The sequence below is a fragment of the Nocardioides dubius genome, assembly GCF_039528155.1.
In the GTDB taxonomy this organism is placed as follows: Bacteria; Actinomycetota; Actinomycetes; order Propionibacteriales; family Nocardioidaceae; genus Nocardioides; species Nocardioides dubius.
In genome coordinates, this window is the sequence record NZ_BAAALG010000001.1 from 354,205 (window position 1) to 376,132 (window position 21,928).

A 21,928-nucleotide genomic window follows, 5' to 3' on the forward strand; every position below is an offset into this window, starting at 1 on the left:
GGCTTCGGCCTTCCCCGATACTGTCGAGGAGATCGCCACAGCGCTGCGCAAGGACCCGATCCTCGTCGAGGAGCTGATGGGCAACGGGCAGACCGAGGCGCTGCGCGCCGCGCTGCGTGAGAAGGCCGAGCTGGTCGACGTCCCGGTCTATGTGGTGCTCACCAAGCCCCCAGCCTCGATGAGCGGCGACGACGGCGTCGAGGAGCTCTCGCTCCTGCTGCAGCAGGAGCTGGGCGACGGCGTCTACTACGTGGCGACCCCGCGCAGCGGCAACGAGTTGCGCGTCGCAGGCGATGTCCTGCCCCAGGAGGGCAGCGACTACTACACCCTGCTGGGGGCCCTGCAGGATGCACAGCAGATCGTGTGGAAGCAGGCACTCGGCGCGTGCGCGGAGTGCCACAGCCACCCCGGCGCCGATGCTGGGCTGGTCCTGGACCTCGTCGCCGCGGCGGAGGCCCAACCGGGCCAGGAGCCGTCGCTGGGCCAGTCCCAGACCGCCGCCTACCTGGGTGACCCGTGGGTGCACCGCGAGGTCGAGACCGTCTGGGATGACACCCCCTCGGATCTCGAGCCGAGCGTGGGTCTCTCGGCGCTGGTGGCCACCGGCACCGCCCTGGTCACCACCGTGATCGCCTACCGCCTGATCCAGGCGCTCCGCTATCGGCCACCGGCGGACAAGTCCCAGGCACGCCACGCAGCGCTCGCCGATCAGGCGATCACCAATGCCGAGGCGAAGGCGGAGCGCCGCAAGCTGTCGTCGGAGCTCGAGAGCGAGGTCCTCGACCTCCTTGCCCGCGCCCGCACGCTGCGCACCAGCGACGACGGCCTCGACCTGGTCGGCGCGGTGGTGCTGGCCCGGATGGCCGAGCGGCTGGCGACCTCCCAGGGCAGCCAGCGCTACCGAGCCTGCTACGTCAATCCACTGCACGGCGAGGCGACCACCGCGATGGCCCTCGGCGGCGGCCTGGAGGTGCCCGTCTGCCGTGGGTGTCGCAAGCGCCACGAGGTCGGCCACCCCCGCGACCCCTTGCTGGAGCGGCGCAGCTTCGGCAGGCGCCGTGCCTACTACGACGGCCAGTCCCTGTGGGCTGCCTCTGGCTACGGAGCCCTGGATGACGACTTCTGGCAGAAGGTGGGCCGATGAAGGGTGGTCTGCTGAGCCTGCTGGCGGCCGTGCTGATCGGCCTCGGTGTAGCCACCGGGGTCAGCCTCTGGGAGCAGGAGAACTCCGCACAGCGCGAGCGGGAGGTCGAGGAGCCCGACCTCGGACACGTCAGCGACCGGGTCACCAACGCCATCGCTGGGCTGGCCGACGACGGCGTCTACGTGGCACCGGACGCCCGTGACCTGATCGATGAGCGTGGCGAGCGGAGCCTGGTGAAGGCTGTCGCCGAGGCCGAGGTTCCGGTCAGCATCGTCATCTGGACGAAGACCTTCGACGCTGGCACCGGCGGCTTCATGCTGGGTCAGCAGCTTGAGCGCGAGGTCGCCGAGCAGATGCCGCGCGGCGTCCTGTTCGTCTGGGAGGGCCCGAACGGCACCAGCAGCGACACCTTGATCGGCGACGGGTACTGGATCAACGACGCCGACTTCCTCGGCGACCCGGCGATCACGCTTCCCGAGATGATCGCGGACGCCGAGGTCAACGTCGAGTGGCGCGAGCCGGACCCGTACGGCAACGGCTCGGACTACTACGGCGGCCTGTGGGGTGGCTTCGCGGTCGGCCTCATCTACGGCACCGGTGCGCTGCTGGGGATCGCGGCGCTGTGGGGCCTCGCCCGGCTGGCCGGGGTACCGCGGCTGCGCGGCAGCTGGCGGTTGAGCAATGTCCCCAGCAGCGGCCCGACGAAGGATGCCTGATGAGCGCGAAGCCCGATCTCTTCGACACGATCCACGCCGAGCTGGACGAGGACCACGTCTACGTCCATCCCGCCATGCGCAAGCACCTCTCCGCCGCCGAGGAGGAGACGCTGTCTCAGGAGTTGACCGCGCTCCCCGAGCCGACCTACGTGGTGCTCTTCCCGTACGAGTACGACGACCGGTTCGGCGGCAAGCCGGGCGACCTGCTCACCCTTCTCCACCAAGCCCACCCCGAACCCGGGCTCTACCTCAGCAACTCGGTCGCCGTCATTCCCGACTCCTACAGCTCCGTCCGCGTCGAGGGTCGCCAGTGGGACATCGAGGGCGAGCGCAACGGCGAGATGGACTACTACGTCACCTCGCTCGTGCGCGCCGCAGAGCCGCAGACCGTCCAGGCGGCGCTGTCGGAGACCGTCGAGCTGTTGGGCCTGCCTCCGGAGGAGTTCAACGAGCTCTACCGTGCCCACGAGGATGCTGAGGAGGCCACCCGCGAGGAGCGGTACGGCGACGACGACTACGACGACGGCACCTCCCCCGTGCTGATCGGGTCGCTGATCGTCGCCGGCCTGGTGGTCGGCGCGGTCGCGCTCCGGGTGCTGCGCAGCAAGCGGGCCAAGAGCGCCGCGCTCTCCCTGCCACCGTCGGCGATGGCGCGGGTGCGTGCCGCCAACGAGCGCACCCTGCGCGCCCGCGCCCAGAGCGAGACCCTGGCGCTGGGCGAGGCACTGGACGCCTACGAGATCGGCTCGGGCGACAATCGGGGCTCCTGGCAGCAGGCCCTCGACCACTACCAGGCGGCGCGTCGGCTCACCGACGAACAGGACGCCCCGCTGCTCGACGTGGTCGGTGCGATCGTGCTCGCCGGCCGCGGCAGCACCGCGCTGGACCGCGCCCTGGCCGGCAAGGCGTGGGCGCCCAAGCCGGGCTGCTTCCTCAACCCGCTGCACGGCCACGGCAACACCGGCCGCCCGGTGCTGCTGGCCGGTCGCAGCACGGCGGTGCCGCTGTGTGAGCGCTGCCGGCGCGACCTGGAGCGCGGCAACGTGCCGGAGATCCTCGACGTGCTCGACGACGACAAGCCGCAGCACTACTTCGACACCCACCTCGAGCCCTGGGCCTCGACCGGGTTCGGCTCCCTGGAGCCCGACCTGCTGGCCGCGATGCGCCGCCGTAGCGAGCGCTGAGCAGCCGCGCTAGGCGTCGGCGCTCTCCCGCACCGCACGCCCGCCGCCCATCGCCTTCGCGCGGTACATGGCGATGTCCGCGCGCTCCAGCGCGTCGTCGAGCGCGTCGTCGGGTGCCAGCCGGGCGATCCCGAAGCTGACCGTGGGCAGGTCGCCCTCGACCTGGGTGTCGGCGTTGCGGTAGGCGGTGTCGATGGCATGGGCCAGCTCCTCGGCCCGGGCCCGGAAGCTGACGATCACGAACTCGTCGCCGCCCAGGCGCCCGACCACTCCGCGCTCGCCGACGACGGTGCGCGCGCTCTCGGAGAAGGCCACCAGCGCACGGTCCCCCGCCTGGTGCCCGAGCCCGTCGTTGAGGCCCTTGAACTGGTCGAGGTCCGCCATCAGCACGGCCGCGCCGGTGCCGCCGGAGCGGCGCCGCATGATGCTCACCGCCTCCTCGAAGGCGTTGCGGTTGAAGAGGCCGGTCAGGGCGTCGCGGGTGGCCCGCTCCCGCAGCGCATGCGACTCGCGCTCGAAGCTGAGGATCGAGACGTTGAAGCTGGTTGCGACCATCAGCAGCATGAAGAGCAGGCAGGCCGCCTGCGAGCCGAAGCCGATCCGGAACAGGTCCGCCTCCGGGCCGACGGCCACGAAGACGAGCGTGCGCAGTAGGTAGAAGGCGGCGAAGACGCAGGAGACCACGGTCATCGAGTCGACCGAGCGCAGGTACTCCATCCGCGGCTCGTCGTCACGGCGCAGCTGCCACCCCAGCCGGAGCATCTCCCGCGCCGCCAGCACGGTGAGCACCGCGTTCACTGCCAGGTAGACCGATCCGGCCGGCCAGACGTCGTCGCCCGGGTCGTCGAAGAGGGCCGGGACGAAGGAGGCCAGCGGCGCCGCGACCAGCACCCAGCGCGGCAGCTCCCGGCCGCCGAGTGCCCGGGTGCCGCCCCACAGGCAGACGGTGCCGAGGATGGTCGCCGCGTTGCCCAGCGGGTTGGCGATCGCCTGCAGCGGGGTGCCGTTGAAGAGATAGAGCAGCGCGCCGGGGCCGAAGCCGAGCAGGGCGAGGGTCCACCAGCCGCTGTACGCGGACCGGGTGGAGCGGTAGGTGACGAAGTAGGTCAACACCAGCACGCAGACCGCGACCAGCCCGAAGGCGACCCGCAGTGAGAAGGTGTCGAGCATGCCCTCATGGTAGGGCGTAGGACCAGGGAGCCGAGTTAACTAGACAGGTTGCCGATGACCTATCGTCGGAGCGTGCCACTCGCCCCCGCCACCGATCTCGCGGTCAGCGCCCCGTTCCACGGTGCCCTGACGCTGCTGGTCGCCGTCGGCGACGAGGTCGCCGCGGGAGCACCCGTCGCGGTGCTGGAGGCGCTCAAGCTGGAGAGCATGCTGACCGCGCCCGGCAGCGGCACCGTGGTCGAGGTGATCGCTGCCGAGCACGACCTGGTCAGCGGTGGCGACGTCGTCGCCACCATCCGCGCTACGACGCCTTGAAGGTGAACCAGGTGGAGCGCAGGCCCATCCGGTAGCGGAAGTCGTCGCCGGTCATGGTGACCTTCGCCTTGCTGCCCACCAGCACGACCGTGCGGGCGCGCCCGTTCCACTGGCCGTTTCCGTCGCGCACGGTGACGCTGACCCGCTGCAGGGTGCCGATGCTCGGCCAGACGGCCTCGATCTTGGCGCGGGTCGTGGAGACCTTCCAGTCGTGCACCGGGTTGCCGGCCCAGCCGTCGTACGGGTCCTCCTGGGCCTTGAGGTAGCTGAACTGGTTGGCCACCGTCCAACCACCGCTGCTCGAGCTGAACTGGGTGAAGGCCGGCTTGCCGCCGTGGTGCAGGACCACCCCGCGGGTCGCGTCGACGGCCGCGTTGGAGGCCGGGTGCTCGGAGGCGACCCCGCCGTAGACCTGGCAGGAGACGGTGTCGCAGAGCTGGAAGTACGCCGAGCGCGGGTGCTGCATCTCGTAGGCGGCGTACGTGCGCGCCGCCACCGCCTGGGCGCGGACCGCGTTCGGGCTCCAGGTCGCCGGCATCTCCCGGGGGACGACGCCGCGGATGTAGTTGTTGATGCCCACCACGTTGACCGCGTAGCGGGTCCTGCTGCTCGCCGGCCCGACGAAGTGCAGCTGGCCGCGGTAGCCGGTGGCTCCGCTGGGCATCCACAGGGTGATCGGCTTGCCGGCCGCGCGGAACGAGGCCTGCCCCTTGAGGGTGCGCCAGGTGCGCCAGCCGTTGGCGTCGCGGAGCTGGACGACGGTGCGGCGCTTGCCGTCCAGCTTGAGGCGCCACCGCTTCGCCTTGCCCACCGGCAGCGTCCAGGTCTTGCTCGCGCCGTGGTCGCGCACCTTCAGCCCCGAGCGGGGGCTGACCGTCAGCGTCTTCGGCGAGTTGGCGCTGATCTGCACCCGCACCTTGCCGCGCAGCTCGGCGCGCTTGGTGCCCGGATAGTAGAAGGCCAGGATCTGCTTCCAGCTCAGGCCCTGGCGGGCAGCGCCCTCGGCGCCGTACTGCGACATCCCGTGCCCGTGCCCGTAGCCGTGGCCGTGGATCACCAGGCGGCCGTTCTGTGGCACGGTGAAGTTCTGGTTCTCCTCGGCGGCGCCACTCGGCGCGGCCACCAGAACGGTGGAGACCACCAGGGCGAAGAGCGTCGCGAGGCGTGCGCTCGTTGTCAGCATGGGAGGGTTCCTCTCACGTCGAAGACTCCCCAACGTAACAGGAATCAGCTGCGGTCAGCACTGATGCGCGTGCGCCAGGCCTCGATCTGGGCAGGGTCGGCACCGTTCGCGACGAGCCAGCCACGCGCTCCCCCGGCGGCACCGGTGAACCGGTCCACAGCCAGCTCGATGGCCTCGCGCGGCGTGAGCAGCCACTTGGTCATCGCGCCGGCGTCGCTGGTCCCGGAGTCGAACCTCTTGCCGCTCGCCTCGGCGCGCTGCTGCCAGCGCCGGACCAGGTTGTCCATGTTGGTGCCGGTGAGCAGATAGTCGTCGATCACCGCCTCCGGCTCGACGTCGGCGGCCAGCAGCAGGGCCGCCACGACCAGGCCGGTGCGGTCCTTGCCGGCGGAGCAGTGCACCAGCGCCGGACCACCGAGGTCGTCGGCGACCAGGCTCACCACGGCGGCCAGCCGGTCGCCGGCGTGGTCGATCAGGAAGGCGTACAGGTCGCGCAGGTTGCCCTGCTCGGCCAGGTCGGTCGGGATCGCCCGCTCGTGCACCGGGTGGTGCTGGTAGCGCGAGCCCGGCTCCCACGGGTAGTTGACCCGCTCGATCTCCAGGTCCGAGCGCAGATCGATCACCAGCGCAGGCGGCCAGGACCCGACGCCGCCCGGCAGGGCGTCGTCGGGCCACAGCGCGTCGCCCCGGTACAGCACGCCGCTGCGGGTGGCTCCGCCGCCGGTGATCGGCAGGCCACCGACGTCGCGGAGGTTGACCAGGGTGTCGAAGCGTTGGCTCATGACCTCATTCTCGTTTCCGGCGCCCACGCGTGAAGTGGGCGTCTCACACCCGGTGCAGCCGGCGGGCGGCCTCGGCCAGCGAGCCGCTCAGCGACGGGTACACCGTGAACGCCTGCGCGAACTGGTCGGCGGTCAGCGACTCCGAGACGGCGATCGAGAGCGGGTGGATCAGCTCGGAGGCCCGCGGGCCCACCACCACGCCGCCCACCACGATGCCCATGCCCGGGCGGCAGAACAGCTTCACGAAGCCGTCGTGGATGCCCTGCATCTTGGCGCGCGGGTTGCCGGCCAGCGGCAGCATCACGGTCTCGGCGAGGATCTCGCCCGACTCCACCGCCTTCTGCGAGCAGCCGACGGTGGCGATCTCGGGTGCGGTGAACACGTTGGAGGCGACCTTCTTGAGGTCGAGCGGGGCCACCGCGTCGCCGAGGAAGTGCCACATCGCGATCCGGCCCTGCATCGCCGCCACCGAGGCGAGCATCAGCACGCCGGTGCAGTCGCCCGCGGCGTAGACGCCACGAGCCGACGTCCGCGAGACCCGGTCGACCTTGATGAAGCCGCCGTCGTCGGTGATCACGCCGGCGCTCTCCAGGCCGAGGTCCGCGGTGTTCGGGATCGAGCCCAGCGCCAGGATGCAGTGGCTGCCCGTGACCTGACGGCCATCGGTGAGGGTGACCGTGACGACGTCGCCGTCACGGACCACCGACTCCATCCGCGACTGGCCGAGCACGTTCATGCCCTTGCGGATCGAGACCTCCTCGAGCACCGCCGAGGCGTCGGCGTCCTCGCCGGGCAGCACCCGGTCGCGCGAGGAGACCAGGGTGACGTCGACGCCCAACGCGAGGTACGCGCTGGCGAACTCGGCGCCGGTGACGCCGGAGCCGACCACGATCAGCTTCTGCGGGATCTCGTCGAGGTCGTAGACCTGCTCCCAGGTGAGGATCCGCTCGCCGTCGGGCTGGGCGCTGGGCAGGGTGCGCGGCGCGGCCCCGGTGGCGATCAGGATGGTGTCCGCCTCCAGCACCTGCTCGGTGCCGTCGGCGAGGGTGGCGATCACCCGCTCGTTGCCGTCCAGACGGCCCCGGCCCACCAGCACCTTGACGCCGTCGCGCTCCAGGCGCCGGGCGATGTCGGCGGACTGCTCCGCCGCCAGCGACTTCACCCGGTCGTTGACCGCCGAGAGGTCGACGGTGAGGTCGGCGACCAGACCCGTGAAGCCGGGCAGGCGCAGGCCGAGCTCCCGCGCACCGCGGATGTCGGTCATCAGCTCCGCGGTGGCGATCAGGGTCTTGGACGGCACGCAGTCGGTGAGGACCGCCGAGCCGCCGATGCCGTCGGAGTCGACGACGGTGACGTCGGCGCCGAGCTGAGCGGCGACCAGGGCGGACTCGTACCCGCCCGGGCCACCGCCCAGGATCACAACACGTCGTGAGGAGTCAGGCATCAGATCAGAAGTTGATCATGTGGCCGGAGATGCCGTGCACGGCTTCCTTGACGGCCTCCGAGAGCGTCGGGTGGGCGAACACGTTGCGCGCCACCTCGTCTGCGGTGAGGTCCCACTTCTGGGCCAGGGTCAGCACCGGCAGCTGCTCGGTGACGTCCGGGCCGATCATGTGCGCGCCGAGGATCTCGTTGAACTCGGCGTCGGCGACGACCTTGACGAAGCCGACCGCATCGCCCAGGCCCTGGGCCTTGCCGTTGGCGCTGAACGGGAAGGTCGCCGTCTTGACGTCGTAGCCCTTCTCCTTGGCCTGCGCCTCGGTGTAGCCGAAGGAGCCGATCTGCGGCTGGCAGTAGGTGGCGCGCGGGATCATGTCGAAGTCGATCTCGATGGTCTCGACGTCGGCGATGGTCTCGGCCGCGACGATGCCCATCGCCTCGGCGACGTGGGCCAGCATCATCTTGCCGGTGACGTCGCCGATCGCGTACACGCCGGGCACGTTGGTGCGGCCACGGGCGTCGACCGCGATCGCGCCACGGTCGGTCAGCGCGACGCCGGCGGCGTCGAGGCCGTAGCCCTCGATGCGCGGAGCGAAGCCGAAGGCGGCCAGCATCTTGTCGGCCTCGAGGATCTGCTCCTCGCCGCCGGCGGCCGGAGCCACGGTGACCTTCACGCCGGAGCCGGTGTCCTCGACCGACTTCACGGCGGTGGAGGTGAGCACCTTCACGCCGAGCTTCTTGTAGTGCTTGGCGAGCTCCTTGGAGACGTCGGCGTCCTCGGCCGGCACCATCCGGTCGGCGAACTCGACGATGGTGACGTCGACGCCGAAGTTCTTGAGCACGTAGGCGAACTCGACGCCGATCGCGCCGGAGCCCCCGATGATGATCGAGCCGGGGAGGTTCTCGTCGAGGATCTGCTCCTCGTAGGTGACCACGTTGGCGCTCTTGGTGATGCCCGGGAGCATCCGCACCTGGGCGCCGGTCGCGATGATGATGTTGTCGGCCGTGTAGGAGGTGACCGAGCCGTCGGCGGCCTTGACGTCGATGCCCTGCTTGCCGTCGCGCGCACCGGTGAGGGTTCCCCACCCGTCGATCTCGGCGATCTTGTTCTTCTTCATCAGGAAGTGGACACCCTTGACGATGCCGGCCGAGACCTGCCGGGAGCGCTTGTGGGTGGGGCCGAAGGACATGGTGGCGTCGCCTTCGATGCCGAACTTCGCCTTCTCGTGGGTCAACACGTGAGCGAGCTCGGCATTCTTCAGAAGTGCCTTGGAGGGGATGCAGCCAACATTGAGGCAGACACCTCCCCAGTACTTCTCCTCGACGACTGCAACGGTGTGGCCGAGCTGGGCTGCGCGGATCGCCGCGACGTAGCCACCAGGACCGGCACCAAGGACAAGGACGTTGTAGTGGGTCACGACGGCCAGACTATCCTGCTCCTCGTGACGCTCTACGCCGCCTACGGGACCAACCTGGACCCGGCCCGCATGAGTCAGCGCTGCCCGCATTCACCGCTGCGCAGCACCGGCTGGCTGGAGGGCTGGCGTTTGACGTTCGGCGGCGAGGAGCACGGCTGGGACGGCGCCTTGGCGACCATCGTCCCGGACCCGTTCGAGCAGGTCTTCGTGGCGGTCTACGACGTCACCGACGACGACGCCGACGCGATGGAGCAGTGGGAGTCGACGACCACCGGGCTCTACCTGCGCACCAAGGTGCGGGTGAAGTCGCTGACCGGCGACCTGGTGGCCTGGGCGCTGGTGCTGGACGCCTTCGAGGGCGGTCTGCCCTCGGCGTCCTACCTCGGGGTGCTGGCCGACTCTGCCGAGGCCGCCGACGCACCGAGCGACTACGTACGGGCGCTGCGCCACCGTCCGTGCCGCTCGACCGGCCTGTAGCTCTCAGAAGTCCAGCCGGACGTCGAGCTCGTCGCGGGTCATCCCGCTGGCGAAGAGCACGTCGGCAGCCAGCGAGCGGACCTGCGCGGCCACTGCGGCCCGGTTGACGGTGAGCTGGCCGGTCAGCGACTCCAGCGCCAGCCGGACCGCCTCGACCAGCTCCTCCTGGGCCTCGGCCTGGGTCGCGCTGTCGTCGAGGCCGGCCTCGAAGAGGTGCACGCCGTCCGCGAGCAGCTCGATCGAGCGGTGCATCTGCTCGCTGCAGCTCTCCCCCAGCCGCAGCAGCGTGCCGACGCGGCGGGCCAGCACCCGCGCATCGCGGATCGCGTTGTCGATGTCGCCGAGCACCGCGGCATAGCGGGCCACCTCGCGGCGCTGGTGCCAGCGCACCGGCGACATGCTGGCCACCTCGGCCACGTTCTCGGCGGTGTTGATCGCGGTGTTCACCTGCCCCTGCAGCCCCCGGGCCAGGTCGAGGGCGTCGTCGGCACGGGCCGGATCGCCGTCCCGCAGTGCCTGGGCGACGCCGTGCAGGACGCGCTGCAGCTGCTCCAGCAGGGGACGCACCTCCACGGCGATGTCCCGGGTCGCGTTGCGCGGCAGCAGCAGGATCATCGCGAGGCCGCAGACGCCGCCGACCAGCGCGTCCAGGAAGCGGGTGAGCGCCGGGTTGTCGGCACCGGGAGCCGGGATCACGGTGGCCAGCAGCACGGCAGAGTTGACCGCCTGAGTGCGGGCCAGCCCGGCCAGCCCGCTGAAGTGCACGATCGCGGCGGTCAACACCACCACCAGCCCGAGCTGCCACACGCCCCGGCCGATCGCCAGGATCAGCAGCTCGCCGATCAGCACGCCGAGGGCGACGCCGACGATCAGCTCGACCAGAAGTCGTTGGCGCAGGCCCGCCCCGGCGAGCAGCACGATCACCGCGGCGATCGGGGCGAAGAAGGCCTGCTCGTGACCGAGCACGTGGGTGGAGACGGCGTATGCGGCGCTGGTCGCGGCAGCCAGCCGGAGCAGGGTGCGCCAACGGTGCCGGACCGCGACGAACCGATCACGCAGCGTCATCGCCGGGGCCGGAGCGAGGGACTGGAGCATCCGCCGTTGGGTCGCCACACGACGATCCAACCGCGCCCGCCCTCGCCACGCAACGTGGGACCACGCCACCGAAGAGGTCGGCGTGCACCGGCGGCTGGCGCGGCCTAGTATCGGTGGGTGACTGCGACCGACCCCTATGCCCTCGCCACCGAGGCCGCCGCAAAGCTGGGCGAGCTCACCGGCGTCGAGCGCCACGACCTCGCACTCGTTCTCGGATCTGGCTGGCTCCCCGCCGTCGACGCCCTCGGCGAGGCGACCGCGGAGATCGACGCGACCGACCTGCCGGGCTTCTCCGCTGCTGCGGTGGCCGGCCACTCGGGCAAGATCCGCTCGATCCGGGTGGGCGAGACCAACGTGCTGGCCTTCCTCTCCCGGACCCACTTCTATGAGGGCCGCGGTGTGGCTGCCGTCGTCCACCCGATCCGCACCGCGGCCGAGGCCGGTTGCCGCGCGATCGTGCTGACCAACGGATGCGGTGGTCTGCGCGAGGGCTGGCGGCCCGGGCAGCCGGTGCTGATCAGCGACCACATCAACCTGACGGCGACCTCCCCGATCGTGGGGGCGAAGTTCGTCGACCTGACCGACCTCTACAGCCCGCGGCTGCGTGCCCTGTGCAGGCAGCTCGACCCGAGCCTGGACGAGGGCGTCTACGTCCAGTTCCCCGGCCCGCACTACGAGACGCCGGCCGAGATCAACATGGTCCGGGCGATCGGCGGCGACCTGGTCGGGATGAGCACCACGCTGGAGGCGATCGCCGCCCGCGAGGCCGGCATGGAGGTGCTCGGGATCAGCCTGGTCACGAACCTGGCCGCGGGGTTGAGCGGACAGCCGCTGAACCACGAGGAAGTGCTGGAGGCCGGCAAGGCCGCGGCGTCGCGGATGGGCGGGCTGCTCAGCAGCATCGTCGGGGAGATCTGAGTTGCCGAAGATCACCGGCGGATCGCTGGACGCCCACCGCGAGCAGTTGCGGCAGAGCGTCTTCGAGGCGCTCGCCTCGCTCCTGGCCGAGAGGAGCTTCGACGCGATCTCGATGGCCCAGCTGGCGGCGCGTGCCGGGATCGGCCGCACGGCCATCTACCACCACTTCCCGGACAAGGAAGCGGTCGTGGTGGCCTTCGCCAGCCACGAGACCGAGCAGTACGTCGAGGCGCTGAACGAGGTGCTGGCGACGGCGGACTCCCCCGTCGAGCGGATGCGGCTCTACGTGCACCACCACCTGGTGGCCGGCGAGCAGTTCCACATGGGCATGGGCACCCAGCTGTACGGGCTGCTGTCGCCGGAGTCGCGCCTGGCGATCCGCGAGCACGTGATGGAGGTGGAGAGCGTGCTGCGCGCGATCCTCGCCGACGGCGTCGCCTCGGGCGACTTCATCGTCGAGGACCCGAACGTGACCATGTCGCTGATCCACGCCTGCCTCAACCCGCGGCATCTGCCCGTCGAGGCGATCGAGGCGTTCGTGCTGCGGGCGCTGCGCGCCGGCTAGGCACGGCTAGGCGGCGTAGAGATCGGGGTAGATCTCCAGCCCGTCGGCCGAGCTGGCGATCAGCTTCGCTTCCGCTGTGGTGATCCGATGGGTGCCGCGGTGGTCGACGACGAAGCCGAGCCCGTGCGGGGTCGTCCAGAGGTAGCGGTGCTCGCCGATCTGGCGCACCCGGTAGCCGGCATGGGTCTTCCACCGGTGGTGACGTCTGCCGAGCGGACCCGCGTTGTGGGTGCCGGTCTGGCCCGGCGGCCCCGTGTCGTCGTAGGGCGTCACATGGTCGTAGTCGACGTTGCGGCTGGTCGAGGTGCTGTAGGGCCAGTAGTCGCCGCCGGAGCGCAGGTACACCCGCTCCTTGAGGGACTCGGGATGCTCGTAGGCGGTGGTGCGGATGCGGTCGTTGAGGTCGATCACCGGCTTGACGGTGACCCGGGCGTGGGCCAGCAGGCCGTGCAGCTGATCGAGGGTCTGCGCCCGCAGGCCGAAGGCCCCGGCACTCTCGACCCGGACCACGCCCGGCACCTTCGACTCGCTGCCGAAGCCGGTGAGCGCTCCCTCAGCGAGGTGCAGGTAGAGCGTGGCCTTCGGTCGCAGCTTGCGCCAGTCGACCTTCTGCAGGGCATCGAGCAGCTCGCAGGGAAAGGCGATCGCGCGGTTCGGGCCGCACGAGCAGGAGGCGGCTGCCCCGTCGCTGCCGCGTTGGGCACTGTCGCCTGCTTCTGGTGCCTGCTGTGCGCTCGCCGCTTCCTGCGCGAGCAACGCGAGCAGCTCGGCGGGTCGGGCGAGGTAGCCCAGGGCGATCGCTCGCCACTCGTCACGGGAGCGGTCGACGGGATCGTTGGCGGACAGGAGGTCGGCTGTTTGGGTGATGGTCGCGTCCAGCCACGCCGCGTCGCCGGCGTCGATCTGTGCGATCAGGTGGCGGAGACCGTGTTCGTTGGTGCGGCCGAGGCCGACGTACCGGCGACGCCGCTCCTGCTCGATCCGTGCGTTGTGGGCGTCCAGGTCCGCCTCGATGATCTTGGCCTCGGCGACGTCCAGGATTCGCCCGCCACCCTCATGGCCCAGCATCCGCGCGATGGCGGCGTCCACGATCGAGATGCTGGCGAGCGGCACCTCGCGCGACATCCGGGCGACCTTGCGCACGATCCACACGTCGACACCGCCGAGCACCGCGACCGCCCAGATCCGCGGAAGCCGGTGGATCAGGTCGAGCACGTCGGCGAGTGCGTTCGTGGTCGCGGTGACGTGGGTGCCGCGGGCGAGCGCGATCTCGCCGAGGCAGTGGTCCTGCACCTGCGGCGTGCCCTCTCCCCCGATCTGCACGAGCCTGTTGCGGGAGCCGGGCGGGAGATCGGCGGAGTGGATCGCCGCCCACTGGGCTAGCAGCTCGAGTTCGGAGATCTCCACCAGCCGCCGTTGCACGACACGCTCACTCGCGGCGGCGAGGACCGCGGCGGCGTCGGCGTCAGGCATCGGGAGCTCATGCCACGCATCCTGGCGCAGGCCTCCGACACAACCCCAGCACAACGCGACAGCCCCACCCCGCAGTGCGGGATGGGGCTGCGTGATCCGCCCGTTCAGGCGAAGCGCTGCGTCACTTCTTGACCTTGATGGTCACGGTCTTCGACGACGCCTTGTACTTGCTGCTGCCGGCGTACTTGGCGGTCAGCTTCCACTTGCCCTTCTTGAGCTTGGGCAGCTTGACGGCGACCTTGCCGTTCTTCAGGGTGGCGGCCTTGATCTTCTTGGTGGCCTTGCCCTTCTTCAGCACGAAGGTGACCTTGCCGGTCGCGGTGCCGTTCTTGCCGGTGACCGTGATGGTGGCCTTGCCGACCTTCTTGGTGGTCGGGACCTTGTTGACCTTGACCTTGGTGGCCGAGGCCTTCTTGACGACCGGGGGGATGACCGGCGGGAAGGCGGCCTCGGGGATGTCGACGACGGTCTCGGTGTAGGCCTTGTCGGTGGCCTTCGGGTTGCCGTGCGCGGTCCAGGTGTAGATCGCGTAGGTCTTGCCCCGGACCAGCTTGGTCTTGTCGACCGCAACGACGGTGGAGAGCACGCCACCCGGCAGCTGCGCGCCGCTGACGTGGTTGGTGGCGAGGAACAGCTCGGCGCCGTCCTCTGCGCCCTCGGCGTCGATGTCGAAGATGTCGCGCTTCTCGGAGAACGCGACGTACACGCCGTTCACGACGAACTGTGCGCTGGCGTCCGGAACCACGTTCTCACCGGAGACGGTGACGTCGACGAAGTCACCGTTCACCGCGGCGTTGGCGGACACGCTCGGGGCAGGAGCCGGCGCGACCTCGTAGTCAGCCGTGAAGGCCGCAGGGGCCTTCTTGACGTTCGACGCAGGCTCGTTGCCCTGAGCGTTCAGCGAGGCGTAGAAGTGCGCACGCACGCCGGAGGTCAGGTTGCCGAGGAACGCCGGGTCGAAGGAGCGCCCGCTGACCGGCTGGTTGGCCGGGATGTTCAGCGCGAGAGACTCGGCACTGCCGGTCGGCAGGACGCCGTCCCAGTTGGGGGTTCCAGCGATGGTGGTCGGCGTGACCGTAGCGCCAGTGAACTCGGCGACCGTCACCTCAGCGGGGGTGGTCTCGGAGCCGATCTCGCCGCCGGAGACGGTCGCAACGAGGCTTCCCGCGCCCGTTGCTGCATCGAACACCAGGGCCGGGTCCTCGACGGTCACGCCGTAGAAGGTGCCGAACTTGCCCGCCACGGTGCCGTTGTACTGGACGGTGGTCTCGCTGCCGTCGACGGTCGCACCGTCGAACGTCCACGTGATGTTGCCACCGGCGAAGGTGGCGCCGTCGGTGGCGGTGAGGGTCGGAACAGGCGCCATCGGGCTGCTCTGGACCGAGAAGTGGTCGATGTACTGCTGCGAGATGTTCCAGGCCAGAACCGGGTTCTCAGCGTCAGCCTGGGCCGGGCTGCTGGCGAAGGCCAGCGTGGTGGCCGCGAGGGCCGTCGCGGTGGCAGCAGTGGCGGCCTTGCGCCAGCCGGAGCCACCTCGGGTGAGGAACAGCATGGTGTTGCCTTTCTCGGTTGGTCGTGCGTGCGGTGCAGAGGTCGTGCGGTCTAGGGCCGTCGCGGCGACGGCGTCGGGATGAGCAGCGTCAGGGCTGCGACGAGCAGCAGGCTGCCGCCGACCCACCAGATCCGGCTGTTCGCCTGATCCGGGGTGCCGGTGTCGGCCGACACCGGGCGGATCGCGGTCAGGTCGGCTGCGGTCAGCAGGCTTTGCAGGCTCTCGGGTGCGGCTGCGGCGGTGGGTGCCACCGGGCCGACCAGGCCCGGCGCAGGAGCGTTGGGCGCCGGCGGCGTCAGCACGGGCGGCGTGTTGACCGGGTTGGTCACCGTCGGCTTGGGGGTCTCGGGCTCCGGCGTCGGCGCCGCCACCTCCTTGGCTGTGAAGCTGATCGTCATCGGCAGCGGCAGCTTGGTGTCATCGGTGCTGAGCCCGGTGGAGTACCAGAACTGGGCGATGCCGAGCGGCTTGAGGAAGCTCAGCATCCCGGCCGGGAAGGCGCCCCACGCACCGTTGGTGCTCTGGTCCTCGAAGCCCGCGGCCGTCACGCCGCGATAGGCAGGCGTGGTGCTGAAGCCGGAGCGGCTGAGCTTGACGCCCTCCAGGGTGGCGATCGTCGCGGTCTTGGGCGCCACCGGCGACCACTGCGTCATGTCGTCGCGCTCCGAGGCGAAGCCACCGAGCGTGCCGGTGACGGTTCCGGTGCCCCCTGCCACCTGGAGGACCGGGTCGGTGACCGTGAAGATCGTGTTCCCGCCGTAGTAAACGACGGTGAAGGTGCCCTTCCACCGGATCGTGGCGGTGCGCGCGGCGAGGTCGATGGTGCCGGTGCCCTTGCTGATCACGATGTTGTGCAGGCTGAAGTTGCTGTCGATGCCCGTCGCGGTGGTGGTGTCCTCGACGGTCTTCCACCCGTTCCAGGTGGCGGTGCGCCACTTCTTCGAGGCACCCATCCACTTCTGGATCGTCACGTTGCCGCTCCGCGCGGACCAGTGCTTCTCCAGCAGCTGCACTCCCCCGCGTCCCGGGTTCGCGACGCCGGCCGAGAAGAAGTTGAACGAGCCCGGGTTGTGCGAGCGGGCGTTGGACTGGTTGTTGATGCCCCACCGGAAGACCGCGTCGTCGACCTTGATCACCTCGTCGTCGCCAGGCTCGCTGGTCGGTGCCGTGGTGGACTCGGTCGGCTCGGTGGTGCCCGGCGAGCTCGGCTGCTCGGTCTCACAGTCGTCGGCCGTCGCTCCGGGCCCGGACGTGGTCGCCGGGGCGCTCGGCGTCTGCGTCGCAGTCGCCGTCGCGGTCGCGGTCGCGGTCTCCGTCGCGGTCGCCGTCGCGGTGGCGGTCGCCGTCGCGGTGGCGGTGGTCGTCGCCGTCGTGCAGTCCTCCGGACCGGCGGCGCTCGCGTCGGGCACCTGGACCAGGCCGACGACGGCAGCGCCGATCGCCAGCACCAGCAGCAGAACCGCCGCCATCGGGCGCAGTCCACGCCTCAGGTCGGCACGGATCAGATCACTTCGCACGGCGCGACCTCGCGATCATCAGCAGGCGGGCCAGCGCCAGCAGCAGCACGGCTGCCGCGAAGCCGGTGAAGACCTTGCCCCAGGTCTCGACCTTGTCGTCGTCCTCGGTGCTGGCCGCGACCGGCTGGGCGGCGACGTCCTCGTCGGCCGCGCGCACCGCGAACTTCACCGCCGGGGCCTTGTCCACACCGAAGACCCGCAGCTCGTAGGTGCCGGCCGGCAGGTCCGCAGGCAGGGTGATCACGCCGGCGAGCTGTCCGGTGTCACCGACCAGGAACGGCCCGGCCGCCGCACGTCCGTCGGCGAAGACGACGGTGATCTGCTGGCCGCTGACCAGCCCGGTCACCGTGAACGGCAGCACCCGCCCCGCGACCGCCGAGGTGCGGTCGACCTCGAGCTTGGGGTTGCCGGCCTTGCGCTTCGCCGTCTCCGCCGGGGTGCCGGGCTCCGGCGGAACCGCGCCCGAGAGCTCCTCGGGGTCGGTCGTCTCCGGCTGTGCCTGGTAGAGGTCACCGACGGAGACCGGCGTGAAGGTCTCGTTGTTGGCGTTCTTGACGCCGTGCGCACCGACGGTGATCACGCCGCACTGGACCTTGCGGCAGTCCACCGAGACGGCGGCGCCGTTGCGGCCCACGGCCTGGAAGGTCGGACCGGGCACCGCGAGCTTGACCTGCCAGCTGCCGTTCTCGCCCATCGTCGCTGCAGCTGCCGACGCCGTGTCGGAGCCGGGGAAGGCGATGTAGCGCTGGAAGCCCTGGTTGTCGGCGGTCTCCGAGTCCGGGACGTAGCGGTAGTCCTTGCCCGACACGCCGCCCTTGCTGGGCTGCCACACGCCATTGACCGTGCCGAACCAGACGTAGATGCCGCCGTGCCCGCCCTTGATGGACTGGAAGCCGGAGCCGCTGAGGGTCAGCGTGGTCGAGTAGGTGCCGTCGATCTTCGCCGAGCCGAACTCGTTGGCGACGCTGACCCGGCCGGCAGCCTGTGCGGGCGCGGTGCCCAGCAGGGACACCATCCCGCAGAGCAGCGCCAACGCGCCCAGCAGTCGTGCGGTGCGCACCATCACTTGCCTCCTCGTGCGGTCCGGCGCACCGGCACCACGATCAGCTGATCGTCGTGCTCGAGAACCCGGACCGGGTGGTCGTAGACCTCGCTCAGCAGCTCTGGCTGCAGCACCTCGGCGGGAGTGCCGACGGCACGGACCTGACCGCGCGACAACACGCAGATCTGGTCGGAGTAGGCGGCCGCGAGGGAGAGATCGTGCAGCACCACCACGACGGCAGCACCGGCGTCGGCGGCATCGCGCGCGACCTCCAGCACCTGCTCCTGGTGGTGGATGTCGAGTGCCGCGGTCGGCTCGTCGAGCATCAGGATCGGGGTCTCCTGGGCCAGCAGCCGGGCGAAGGCCGTGCGGGCCTGCTCGCCGCCGGACAGGGTCGGGAAGTACCGCTCCGCAAGGTGCGTGACGTCGGCGCGCTTCATCGACTCGGCGATCACGGCGTCGTCGAAGTCGGCGCGATCGGTGCGGTGCCAGGGCGCGCGGCCCATCTCCACGACCTCACGCACCCGGAACCCGAAGCTCAGCAGCTGCTTCTGCAGCAGCATCCCGCGCTCGCGGGCCAGCTCTTTGGCGGGCAGCGCGCTCAGCGACCGCTCCCCCAGGCTCACCACGCCGGCGTCCGGGGTCTCGTCGCCGGCCAGGACGCCGAGCAGCGTCGACTTGCCGGCGCCGTTGGGCCCGACCAGGCTCAGCACCTCGCCGGCGCGCACGTCGACGTCGACGTCGCGCAGGATCTGCGCCGAGCCGAAGGACAGCGAGATGCCCCGGGCGCTCAGCGCCGCAGTGCCGTTGGTGCCGCTCATGCCCAGCCTCCCGCCGTCTTGCGGGCCCGGCGGATCAGCCAGAAGAAGAACGGGCCACCCACCAGCGAGGTGAGCATGCCGATCGGCAGGTCGGCGTTGACGATGGCGGTGCGTGCCCACAGGTCGGCGGCAACCAGGAGCACCGCGCCGCCGAGGGCGCTGGCCGGGATCAGGAGCCGGTGGCCGGGGCCGGCGATCAGCCGGATCAGGTGCGGCACCACGAGGCCGACGAAGGCGATCACGCCGCAGAACGCGACGGCGCCGGCGGTCAGCACGGCGACCACCACGATGGCCCGGACCCGCAGGCGCTCGACGTCGACGCCGACGTGGCGCGCGGCACGGTCGCCGAGTGCGAGCAGGTCGAGCTGGCGCGCCATCAGGATCGAGGCGGCGATGCCGAAGGCGGCCAGGGGAAGCACCACCCAGACCTGCTCCCAGCGCGCCCCGTTGAGGCTGCCGAGCGTCCAGAAGACGATCTCCTCGCGGGCGGTGGTGTCGGCCATGAAGAGCATGAAGGAGAGCCCCGCGCTGGTCATCGCGTTGATCGCGATGCCGGTCAGCACCAGCGTGACGACCTCGGTGCGACCGTTCTCGCGGGCCATCAGATAGACCAGGAAGGTGGTCACCAGGCCACCGATGAAGGCGGCGACGGCGATCGTCCAGTTGCCCACGAAGGCCAGGTCGAAGACGATCACGAAGGCCGCGCAGAGGGCGGCGCCGTTGGCGACGCCGATCACGCCGGGCTCGGCGAGCGGGTTGCCGAAGACACCCTGCATCACCGCGCCGGCGGTGGCCAGCGCGGCGCCGGCCAAGGCGGCCAGCACGACCCGCGGGAAGCGCACGTTCCACAGGGCGTCCTCGCCGCGCGGATGCGTGGGCAGGGTGCCGATGTCGAGGCCGAGCTTGTGCAGGATCGAGCCGAGCACCTCGTTCGCCGGGATGTTCACCGCGCCCTGTCCGGCGCCCGCCACCACCACGACCACCAGCAGCGCGCCGAGCACGCCGAACAGGCCGACGCGGGTCGCCAGGCTGCCTGCGATGCGTTCACGCAGGCTGCCGGTCTGCGGCGCGGTGGTGACCGCCATCAGGAGATCGCCTCCGGCGCGTAGACAGCCACGCCGAGGGCGTTGAGCACGGAGGCGGTCAGCGGGCCGTAGCCGAGGATCTGGGAGTCCTCCATCGCCACGAACCGCTCGTTCTCACCGGCCGGGGTGCTGGCCAGGGCCGGCACCTTCTCCAGGAGGCCGTCGACGTTGCCGACGCTCTCCAGGCCCTTCGACATCAGGAAGACGAGGTCGGGCTGGGCCTCGATCAGGGCCTCGGCGGTGACGTTGCGCGAGCCCTTCCAGTCGATCTCCTCAGCGACGTCGTAGAGCCCGAGCGCGTCGATCAGGGTGTCGGCGCCGGTGCCCTCGCCGAAGAGCTGGTAGACGTTCGCCTGACCGCGGACGTAGAGGAAGATCGTGCGCAGCTTCTGCGAGTCGTCCTTCGGGGCGACGTCGGCGATCTTCGCCTTGATCGCGTCGATCTGGGCCTCGGTACGGGTGACCAGGGTCTTGCCCTCGTCGGGCAGGCCGACGGCCTGGGCGATCGAGGTGATCAGGGAGCCGACGTTGCCGACGCTGCGGGTGGAGTCGACCACGACGACCGGGATCCCGGACTCGCGCATCTGCAGGATCACGTCCCACGGCCCGAGCGAGGTGTCGGTGATGATCAGGGTCGGGTCGAGGTCGAGGATCGACTCGGCGTTGAGGTCGTGGCCGCCCTTGGTGACCAGCGGCAGGTCGGCCGCCTCCGGGAAGGAGGTCGAGACGTCGCGGCCCACCAGTGAGTCGCCGAGGCCGAGCTCGTAGACGGTGCGCGAGAGCGTGCCGTAGATGTCCAGGGCCAGGATCCGGCTGGTGTCGTCGATCGTCACCTTGGTGCCCTGGTTGTCGGTGACGGTGACCGGCAGTGCGGGCTCGGGGTCCTCAGCGACCGGGTCGACGGCGGTGTCCTGGGCGACGGCGGTGACCGCGCCCTGCCAGTCCCGGGGGTCGCTCAGCGGGGTGACGGTGTCGAGGTCCGGCGCAGCGGGGCCCGATGCCTCGCTGTGTCCGCCGTCCTTGTCCCCGACCTCGATGCCGCATCCGGACAACGCCAGAACGACAACCGAGAGCGCGGCAACTGCGCTGCGACGCACGCGTTCTTCCCCTCTGTCCCGTGGATCCGGAAGCGGACCCAACTCAACCCATCCCCGATGAAGGCTAGCCTAACAAACGTTCTGTTAGGCTAACCTCACTCCAAGAGAATTGACACATTGTCGAATCCAAGTTGACAAATCGTCGTCTCGATTCTGACAATCTGTCAGGATCGTCCTCGTGCATCGCTCAACGCCCGGTCGATCATCGAATCCACGCTCGTCCATCCGCCAGGAGCACCCATGACTCTGCTCGAGACCACCCCCACCGAGACCCTCTCCGTCGCCATGCGCCAGGGCTCGATGGCCGAGCACACCGAGGCCGAGAACGCCGGCTTCACCAGCCAGCTGCTCGAAGGCAAGATCAACGAGCTCGGCTACCTCCACTACCTCGAGGCCCTGCGCACCGTCTACGGCGCACTGGAGAAGGTCGGCCGCACCCTGCTGGAGGACCCGCTCGTCGGCACCCTGCACGACCTGCGCCTGGAGCGCGCCGCCGCGATCGACGCCGACCTCGCCTACTGGTCGCAGCGCGCCGGCGTCGAGCTGGGCCACACCTCGGCGGCCGCCACCGCCTACGCGGAGCGGATCGAGGCCGCGGCAGCGAACCCGCTGCACTACGTCGCCCACCACTACACCCGCTACCTGGGCGACCTGTCCGGCGGCCTCGCCATCGGCCGCGTCCTGGGCCGCACCTACGAGGTCGCCCCCGAGGCCCCCGGCCTGGCGTTCTACGAGTTCGCCGAGATCGAGAAGCCCAAGGTCTACAAGGACGGCTACCGCGCCGCGCTCGACGCGCTGCCGCTGGACGCCGCCCAGCGCGAGACCGTGGTCGCCGAGGTGAAGGTCGCCTTCGGCCACAACCAGGCGCTCTTCGAGGAGCTCGGCCAGAGCCTGGCCGCCTACCAGCGCTGAGCACACCGACACCATGACGCCG

General features: G+C 70.5%; 21 protein-coding genes. 8 read left to right on the forward strand and 13 right to left on the reverse strand.

Going from position 1 to position 21,928, the window contains the following annotated elements:
• From ABD151_RS01585 to ABD151_RS01595, 3 genes are all read left to right on the forward strand, one after another.
• Positions 1-1,144, forward strand: a 1,144-nt coding sequence (locus tag ABD151_RS01585; RefSeq protein WP_343990638.1) for a hypothetical protein, incomplete at its 5' end; no start/stop codon positions are given.
• Positions 1,141-1,860: a hypothetical protein gene (locus tag ABD151_RS01590; RefSeq protein ID WP_343990640.1), complete on the forward strand. Its 720-nt coding sequence runs from the start codon at positions 1,141-1,143 to the stop codon at positions 1,858-1,860. The genes ABD151_RS01585 and ABD151_RS01590, both read left to right, overlap by 4 nt.
• Positions 1,860-3,044, forward strand: a complete 1,185-nt coding sequence (locus ABD151_RS01595; RefSeq protein WP_343990642.1) for a hypothetical protein — start codon at positions 1,860-1,862, stop codon at positions 3,042-3,044. Before ABD151_RS01590 ends, ABD151_RS01595 begins: the two co-directional genes overlap by 1 nt.
• Positions 3,045-3,053: 9 nt before the next feature.
• Here the strand turns inward: ABD151_RS01595 and ABD151_RS01600 are convergent, their stop codons facing one another.
• Positions 3,054-4,214, reverse strand: coding sequence for a GGDEF domain-containing protein (locus tag ABD151_RS01600; protein ID WP_343990644.1), 1,161 nt, complete (start codon positions 4,212-4,214; stop codon positions 3,054-3,056).
• A 72-nt stretch (positions 4,215-4,286) separates the two neighbouring features.
• Between ABD151_RS01600 and ABD151_RS01605 the strand changes: the two genes are divergently transcribed.
• Positions 4,287-4,529 (forward strand): biotin/lipoyl-containing protein, encoded by a 243-nt coding sequence (locus ABD151_RS01605; protein WP_343990646.1) that lies wholly within the window; start codon positions 4,287-4,289, stop codon positions 4,527-4,529.
• On the opposite strand, the gene ABD151_RS01610 is transcribed toward ABD151_RS01605, so the two are convergent.
• Genes ABD151_RS01610 through lpdA form a run of 4 tightly spaced genes read right to left on the reverse strand, consistent with a single transcriptional unit; the run spans position 4,516 to position 9,352 of the window.
• Positions 4,516-5,712: a SpoIID/LytB domain-containing protein gene (locus ABD151_RS01610; RefSeq protein WP_343990648.1), complete on the reverse strand. Its 1,197-nt coding sequence runs from the start codon at positions 5,710-5,712 to the stop codon at positions 4,516-4,518. The two genes, ABD151_RS01605 and ABD151_RS01610, sit on opposite strands and share 14 nt — an antisense overlap.
• Before the next feature lie 44 nt (positions 5,713-5,756).
• Positions 5,757-6,494 (reverse strand): tyrosine-protein phosphatase, encoded by a 738-nt coding sequence (locus tag ABD151_RS01615; RefSeq protein WP_343990650.1) that lies wholly within the window; start codon positions 6,492-6,494, stop codon positions 5,757-5,759.
• A 43-nt stretch (positions 6,495-6,537) separates the two neighbouring features.
• The gene (locus tag ABD151_RS01620) at positions 6,538-7,938 is read right to left on the reverse strand and encodes an NAD(P)H-quinone dehydrogenase (RefSeq protein WP_343990652.1); all 1,401 of its coding nucleotides are present in this window, start codon (positions 7,936-7,938) and stop codon (positions 6,538-6,540) included.
• A 4-nt stretch (positions 7,939-7,942) separates the two neighbouring features.
• Positions 7,943-9,352: a dihydrolipoyl dehydrogenase gene (gene lpdA, locus ABD151_RS01625; protein WP_415630107.1), complete on the reverse strand. Its 1,410-nt coding sequence runs from the start codon at positions 9,350-9,352 to the stop codon at positions 7,943-7,945.
• 24 nt (positions 9,353-9,376) lie between these two features.
• Here lpdA and ABD151_RS01630 point away from each other — a divergent pair, with 24 nt between their 5' ends.
• Positions 9,377-9,829: a gamma-glutamylcyclotransferase gene (locus ABD151_RS01630; RefSeq protein WP_343990654.1), complete on the forward strand. Its 453-nt coding sequence runs from the start codon at positions 9,377-9,379 to the stop codon at positions 9,827-9,829.
• A gap of 3 nt (positions 9,830-9,832) precedes the next feature.
• On the opposite strand, the gene ABD151_RS01635 is transcribed toward ABD151_RS01630, so the two are convergent.
• Positions 9,833-10,942, reverse strand: coding sequence for an FUSC family protein (locus tag ABD151_RS01635; protein WP_343990656.1), 1,110 nt, complete (start codon positions 10,940-10,942; stop codon positions 9,833-9,835).
• A gap of 99 nt (positions 10,943-11,041) precedes the next feature.
• Between ABD151_RS01635 and ABD151_RS01640 the strand changes: the two genes are divergently transcribed.
• Positions 11,042-11,842 (forward strand): purine-nucleoside phosphorylase, encoded by an 801-nt coding sequence (locus ABD151_RS01640; RefSeq protein ID WP_343990658.1) that lies wholly within the window; start codon positions 11,042-11,044, stop codon positions 11,840-11,842.
• 1 nt (position 11,843) lies between these two features.
• Entirely contained in the window at positions 11,844-12,407 is a 564-nt protein-coding gene (locus ABD151_RS01645; protein ID WP_343990660.1) for a TetR/AcrR family transcriptional regulator, read from the forward strand.
• 6 nt (positions 12,408-12,413) lie between these two features.
• Here ABD151_RS01645 and ABD151_RS01650 read toward each other — a convergent pair whose 3' ends face one another.
• From ABD151_RS01650 to ABD151_RS01680, 7 genes are all read right to left on the reverse strand, one after another.
• Positions 12,414-13,880, reverse strand: coding sequence for a hypothetical protein (locus ABD151_RS01650; RefSeq protein WP_343990662.1), 1,467 nt, complete (start codon positions 13,878-13,880; stop codon positions 12,414-12,416).
• A 121-nt stretch (positions 13,881-14,001) separates the two neighbouring features.
• Positions 14,002-15,432, reverse strand: coding sequence for an Ig-like domain repeat protein (locus ABD151_RS01655; protein WP_343990664.1), 1,431 nt, complete (start codon positions 15,430-15,432; stop codon positions 14,002-14,004).
• 50 nt (positions 15,433-15,482) lie between these two features.
• Positions 15,483-16,901 (reverse strand): hypothetical protein, encoded by a 1,419-nt coding sequence (locus ABD151_RS01660; protein ID WP_343990666.1) that lies wholly within the window; start codon positions 16,899-16,901, stop codon positions 15,483-15,485.
• A 37-nt stretch (positions 16,902-16,938) separates the two neighbouring features.
• Positions 16,939-18,012 carry a hypothetical protein gene (locus tag ABD151_RS01665; protein ID WP_343990668.1) on the reverse strand — a complete coding sequence of 358 codons (1,074 nt, stop codon included), beginning with the start codon at positions 18,010-18,012 and terminating at the stop codon, positions 16,939-16,941.
• A complete protein-coding gene (locus ABD151_RS01670) occupies positions 18,012-18,812 on the reverse strand; it encodes a heme ABC transporter ATP-binding protein (protein ID WP_343990670.1) in 801 nt (266 codons plus the stop codon). Before ABD151_RS01670 ends, ABD151_RS01665 begins: the two co-directional genes overlap by 1 nt.
• Positions 18,809-19,897, reverse strand: a complete 1,089-nt coding sequence (locus ABD151_RS01675; RefSeq protein WP_343990672.1) for a FecCD family ABC transporter permease — start codon at positions 19,895-19,897, stop codon at positions 18,809-18,811. The genes ABD151_RS01670 and ABD151_RS01675 overlap by 4 nt, the downstream gene beginning before the upstream one ends.
• Entirely contained in the window at positions 19,897-20,994 is a 1,098-nt protein-coding gene (locus ABD151_RS01680) for a heme/hemin ABC transporter substrate-binding protein (protein ID WP_343990674.1), read from the reverse strand. Before ABD151_RS01680 ends, ABD151_RS01675 begins: the two co-directional genes overlap by 1 nt.
• Before the next feature lie 240 nt (positions 20,995-21,234).
• On the opposite strand from ABD151_RS01680, the gene ABD151_RS01685 reads away from it, so the two are divergent.
• Complete coding sequence (locus ABD151_RS01685; protein WP_343990676.1) at positions 21,235-21,906, forward strand: biliverdin-producing heme oxygenase; 672 nt, start codon at positions 21,235-21,237, stop codon at positions 21,904-21,906.
• Positions 21,907-21,928: the final 22 nt, after the last annotated feature.

Bases quoted from the DNA above. Each gene is read 5' to 3' on its own strand.
- ABD151_RS01655 (WP_343990664.1), bottom strand. From the start codon at position 15,432: ATGCTGTTCCTCACCCGAGGTGGCTCCGGCTGGCGCAAGGCCGCCACT.
- ABD151_RS01660 (WP_343990666.1), bottom strand. From the start codon at position 16,901: ATGGCGGCGGTTCTGCTGCTGGTGCTGGCGATCGGCGCTGCCGTCGTC.
- ABD151_RS01685 (WP_343990676.1), top strand. From the start codon at position 21,235: ATGACTCTGCTCGAGACCACCCCCACCGAGACCCTCTCCGTCGCCATG.
- ABD151_RS01670 (WP_343990670.1), bottom strand. From the start codon at position 18,812: ATGAGCGGCACCAACGGCACTGCGGCGCTGAGCGCCCGGGGCATCTCG.
- ABD151_RS01620 (WP_343990652.1), bottom strand. From the start codon at position 7,938: ATGCCTGACTCCTCACGACGTGTTGTGATCCTGGGCGGTGGCCCGGGC.
- ABD151_RS01600 (WP_343990644.1), bottom strand. From the start codon at position 4,214: ATGCTCGACACCTTCTCACTGCGGGTCGCCTTCGGGCTGGTCGCGGTC.
- ABD151_RS01590 (WP_343990640.1), top strand. From the start codon at position 1,141: ATGAAGGGTGGTCTGCTGAGCCTGCTGGCGGCCGTGCTGATCGGCCTC.
- ABD151_RS01650 (WP_343990662.1), bottom strand. From the start codon at position 13,880: ATGCCTGACGCCGACGCCGCCGCGGTCCTCGCCGCCGCGAGTGAGCGT.
- ABD151_RS01675 (WP_343990672.1), bottom strand. From the start codon at position 19,897: ATGGCGGTCACCACCGCGCCGCAGACCGGCAGCCTGCGTGAACGCATC.
- ABD151_RS01595 (WP_343990642.1), top strand. From the start codon at position 1,860: ATGAGCGCGAAGCCCGATCTCTTCGACACGATCCACGCCGAGCTGGAC.
- ABD151_RS01615 (WP_343990650.1), bottom strand. From the start codon at position 6,494: ATGAGCCAACGCTTCGACACCCTGGTCAACCTCCGCGACGTCGGTGGC.
- ABD151_RS01610 (WP_343990648.1), bottom strand. From the start codon at position 5,712: ATGCTGACAACGAGCGCACGCCTCGCGACGCTCTTCGCCCTGGTGGTC.
- ABD151_RS01665 (WP_343990668.1), bottom strand. From the start codon at position 18,012: ATGGTGCGCACCGCACGACTGCTGGGCGCGTTGGCGCTGCTCTGCGGG.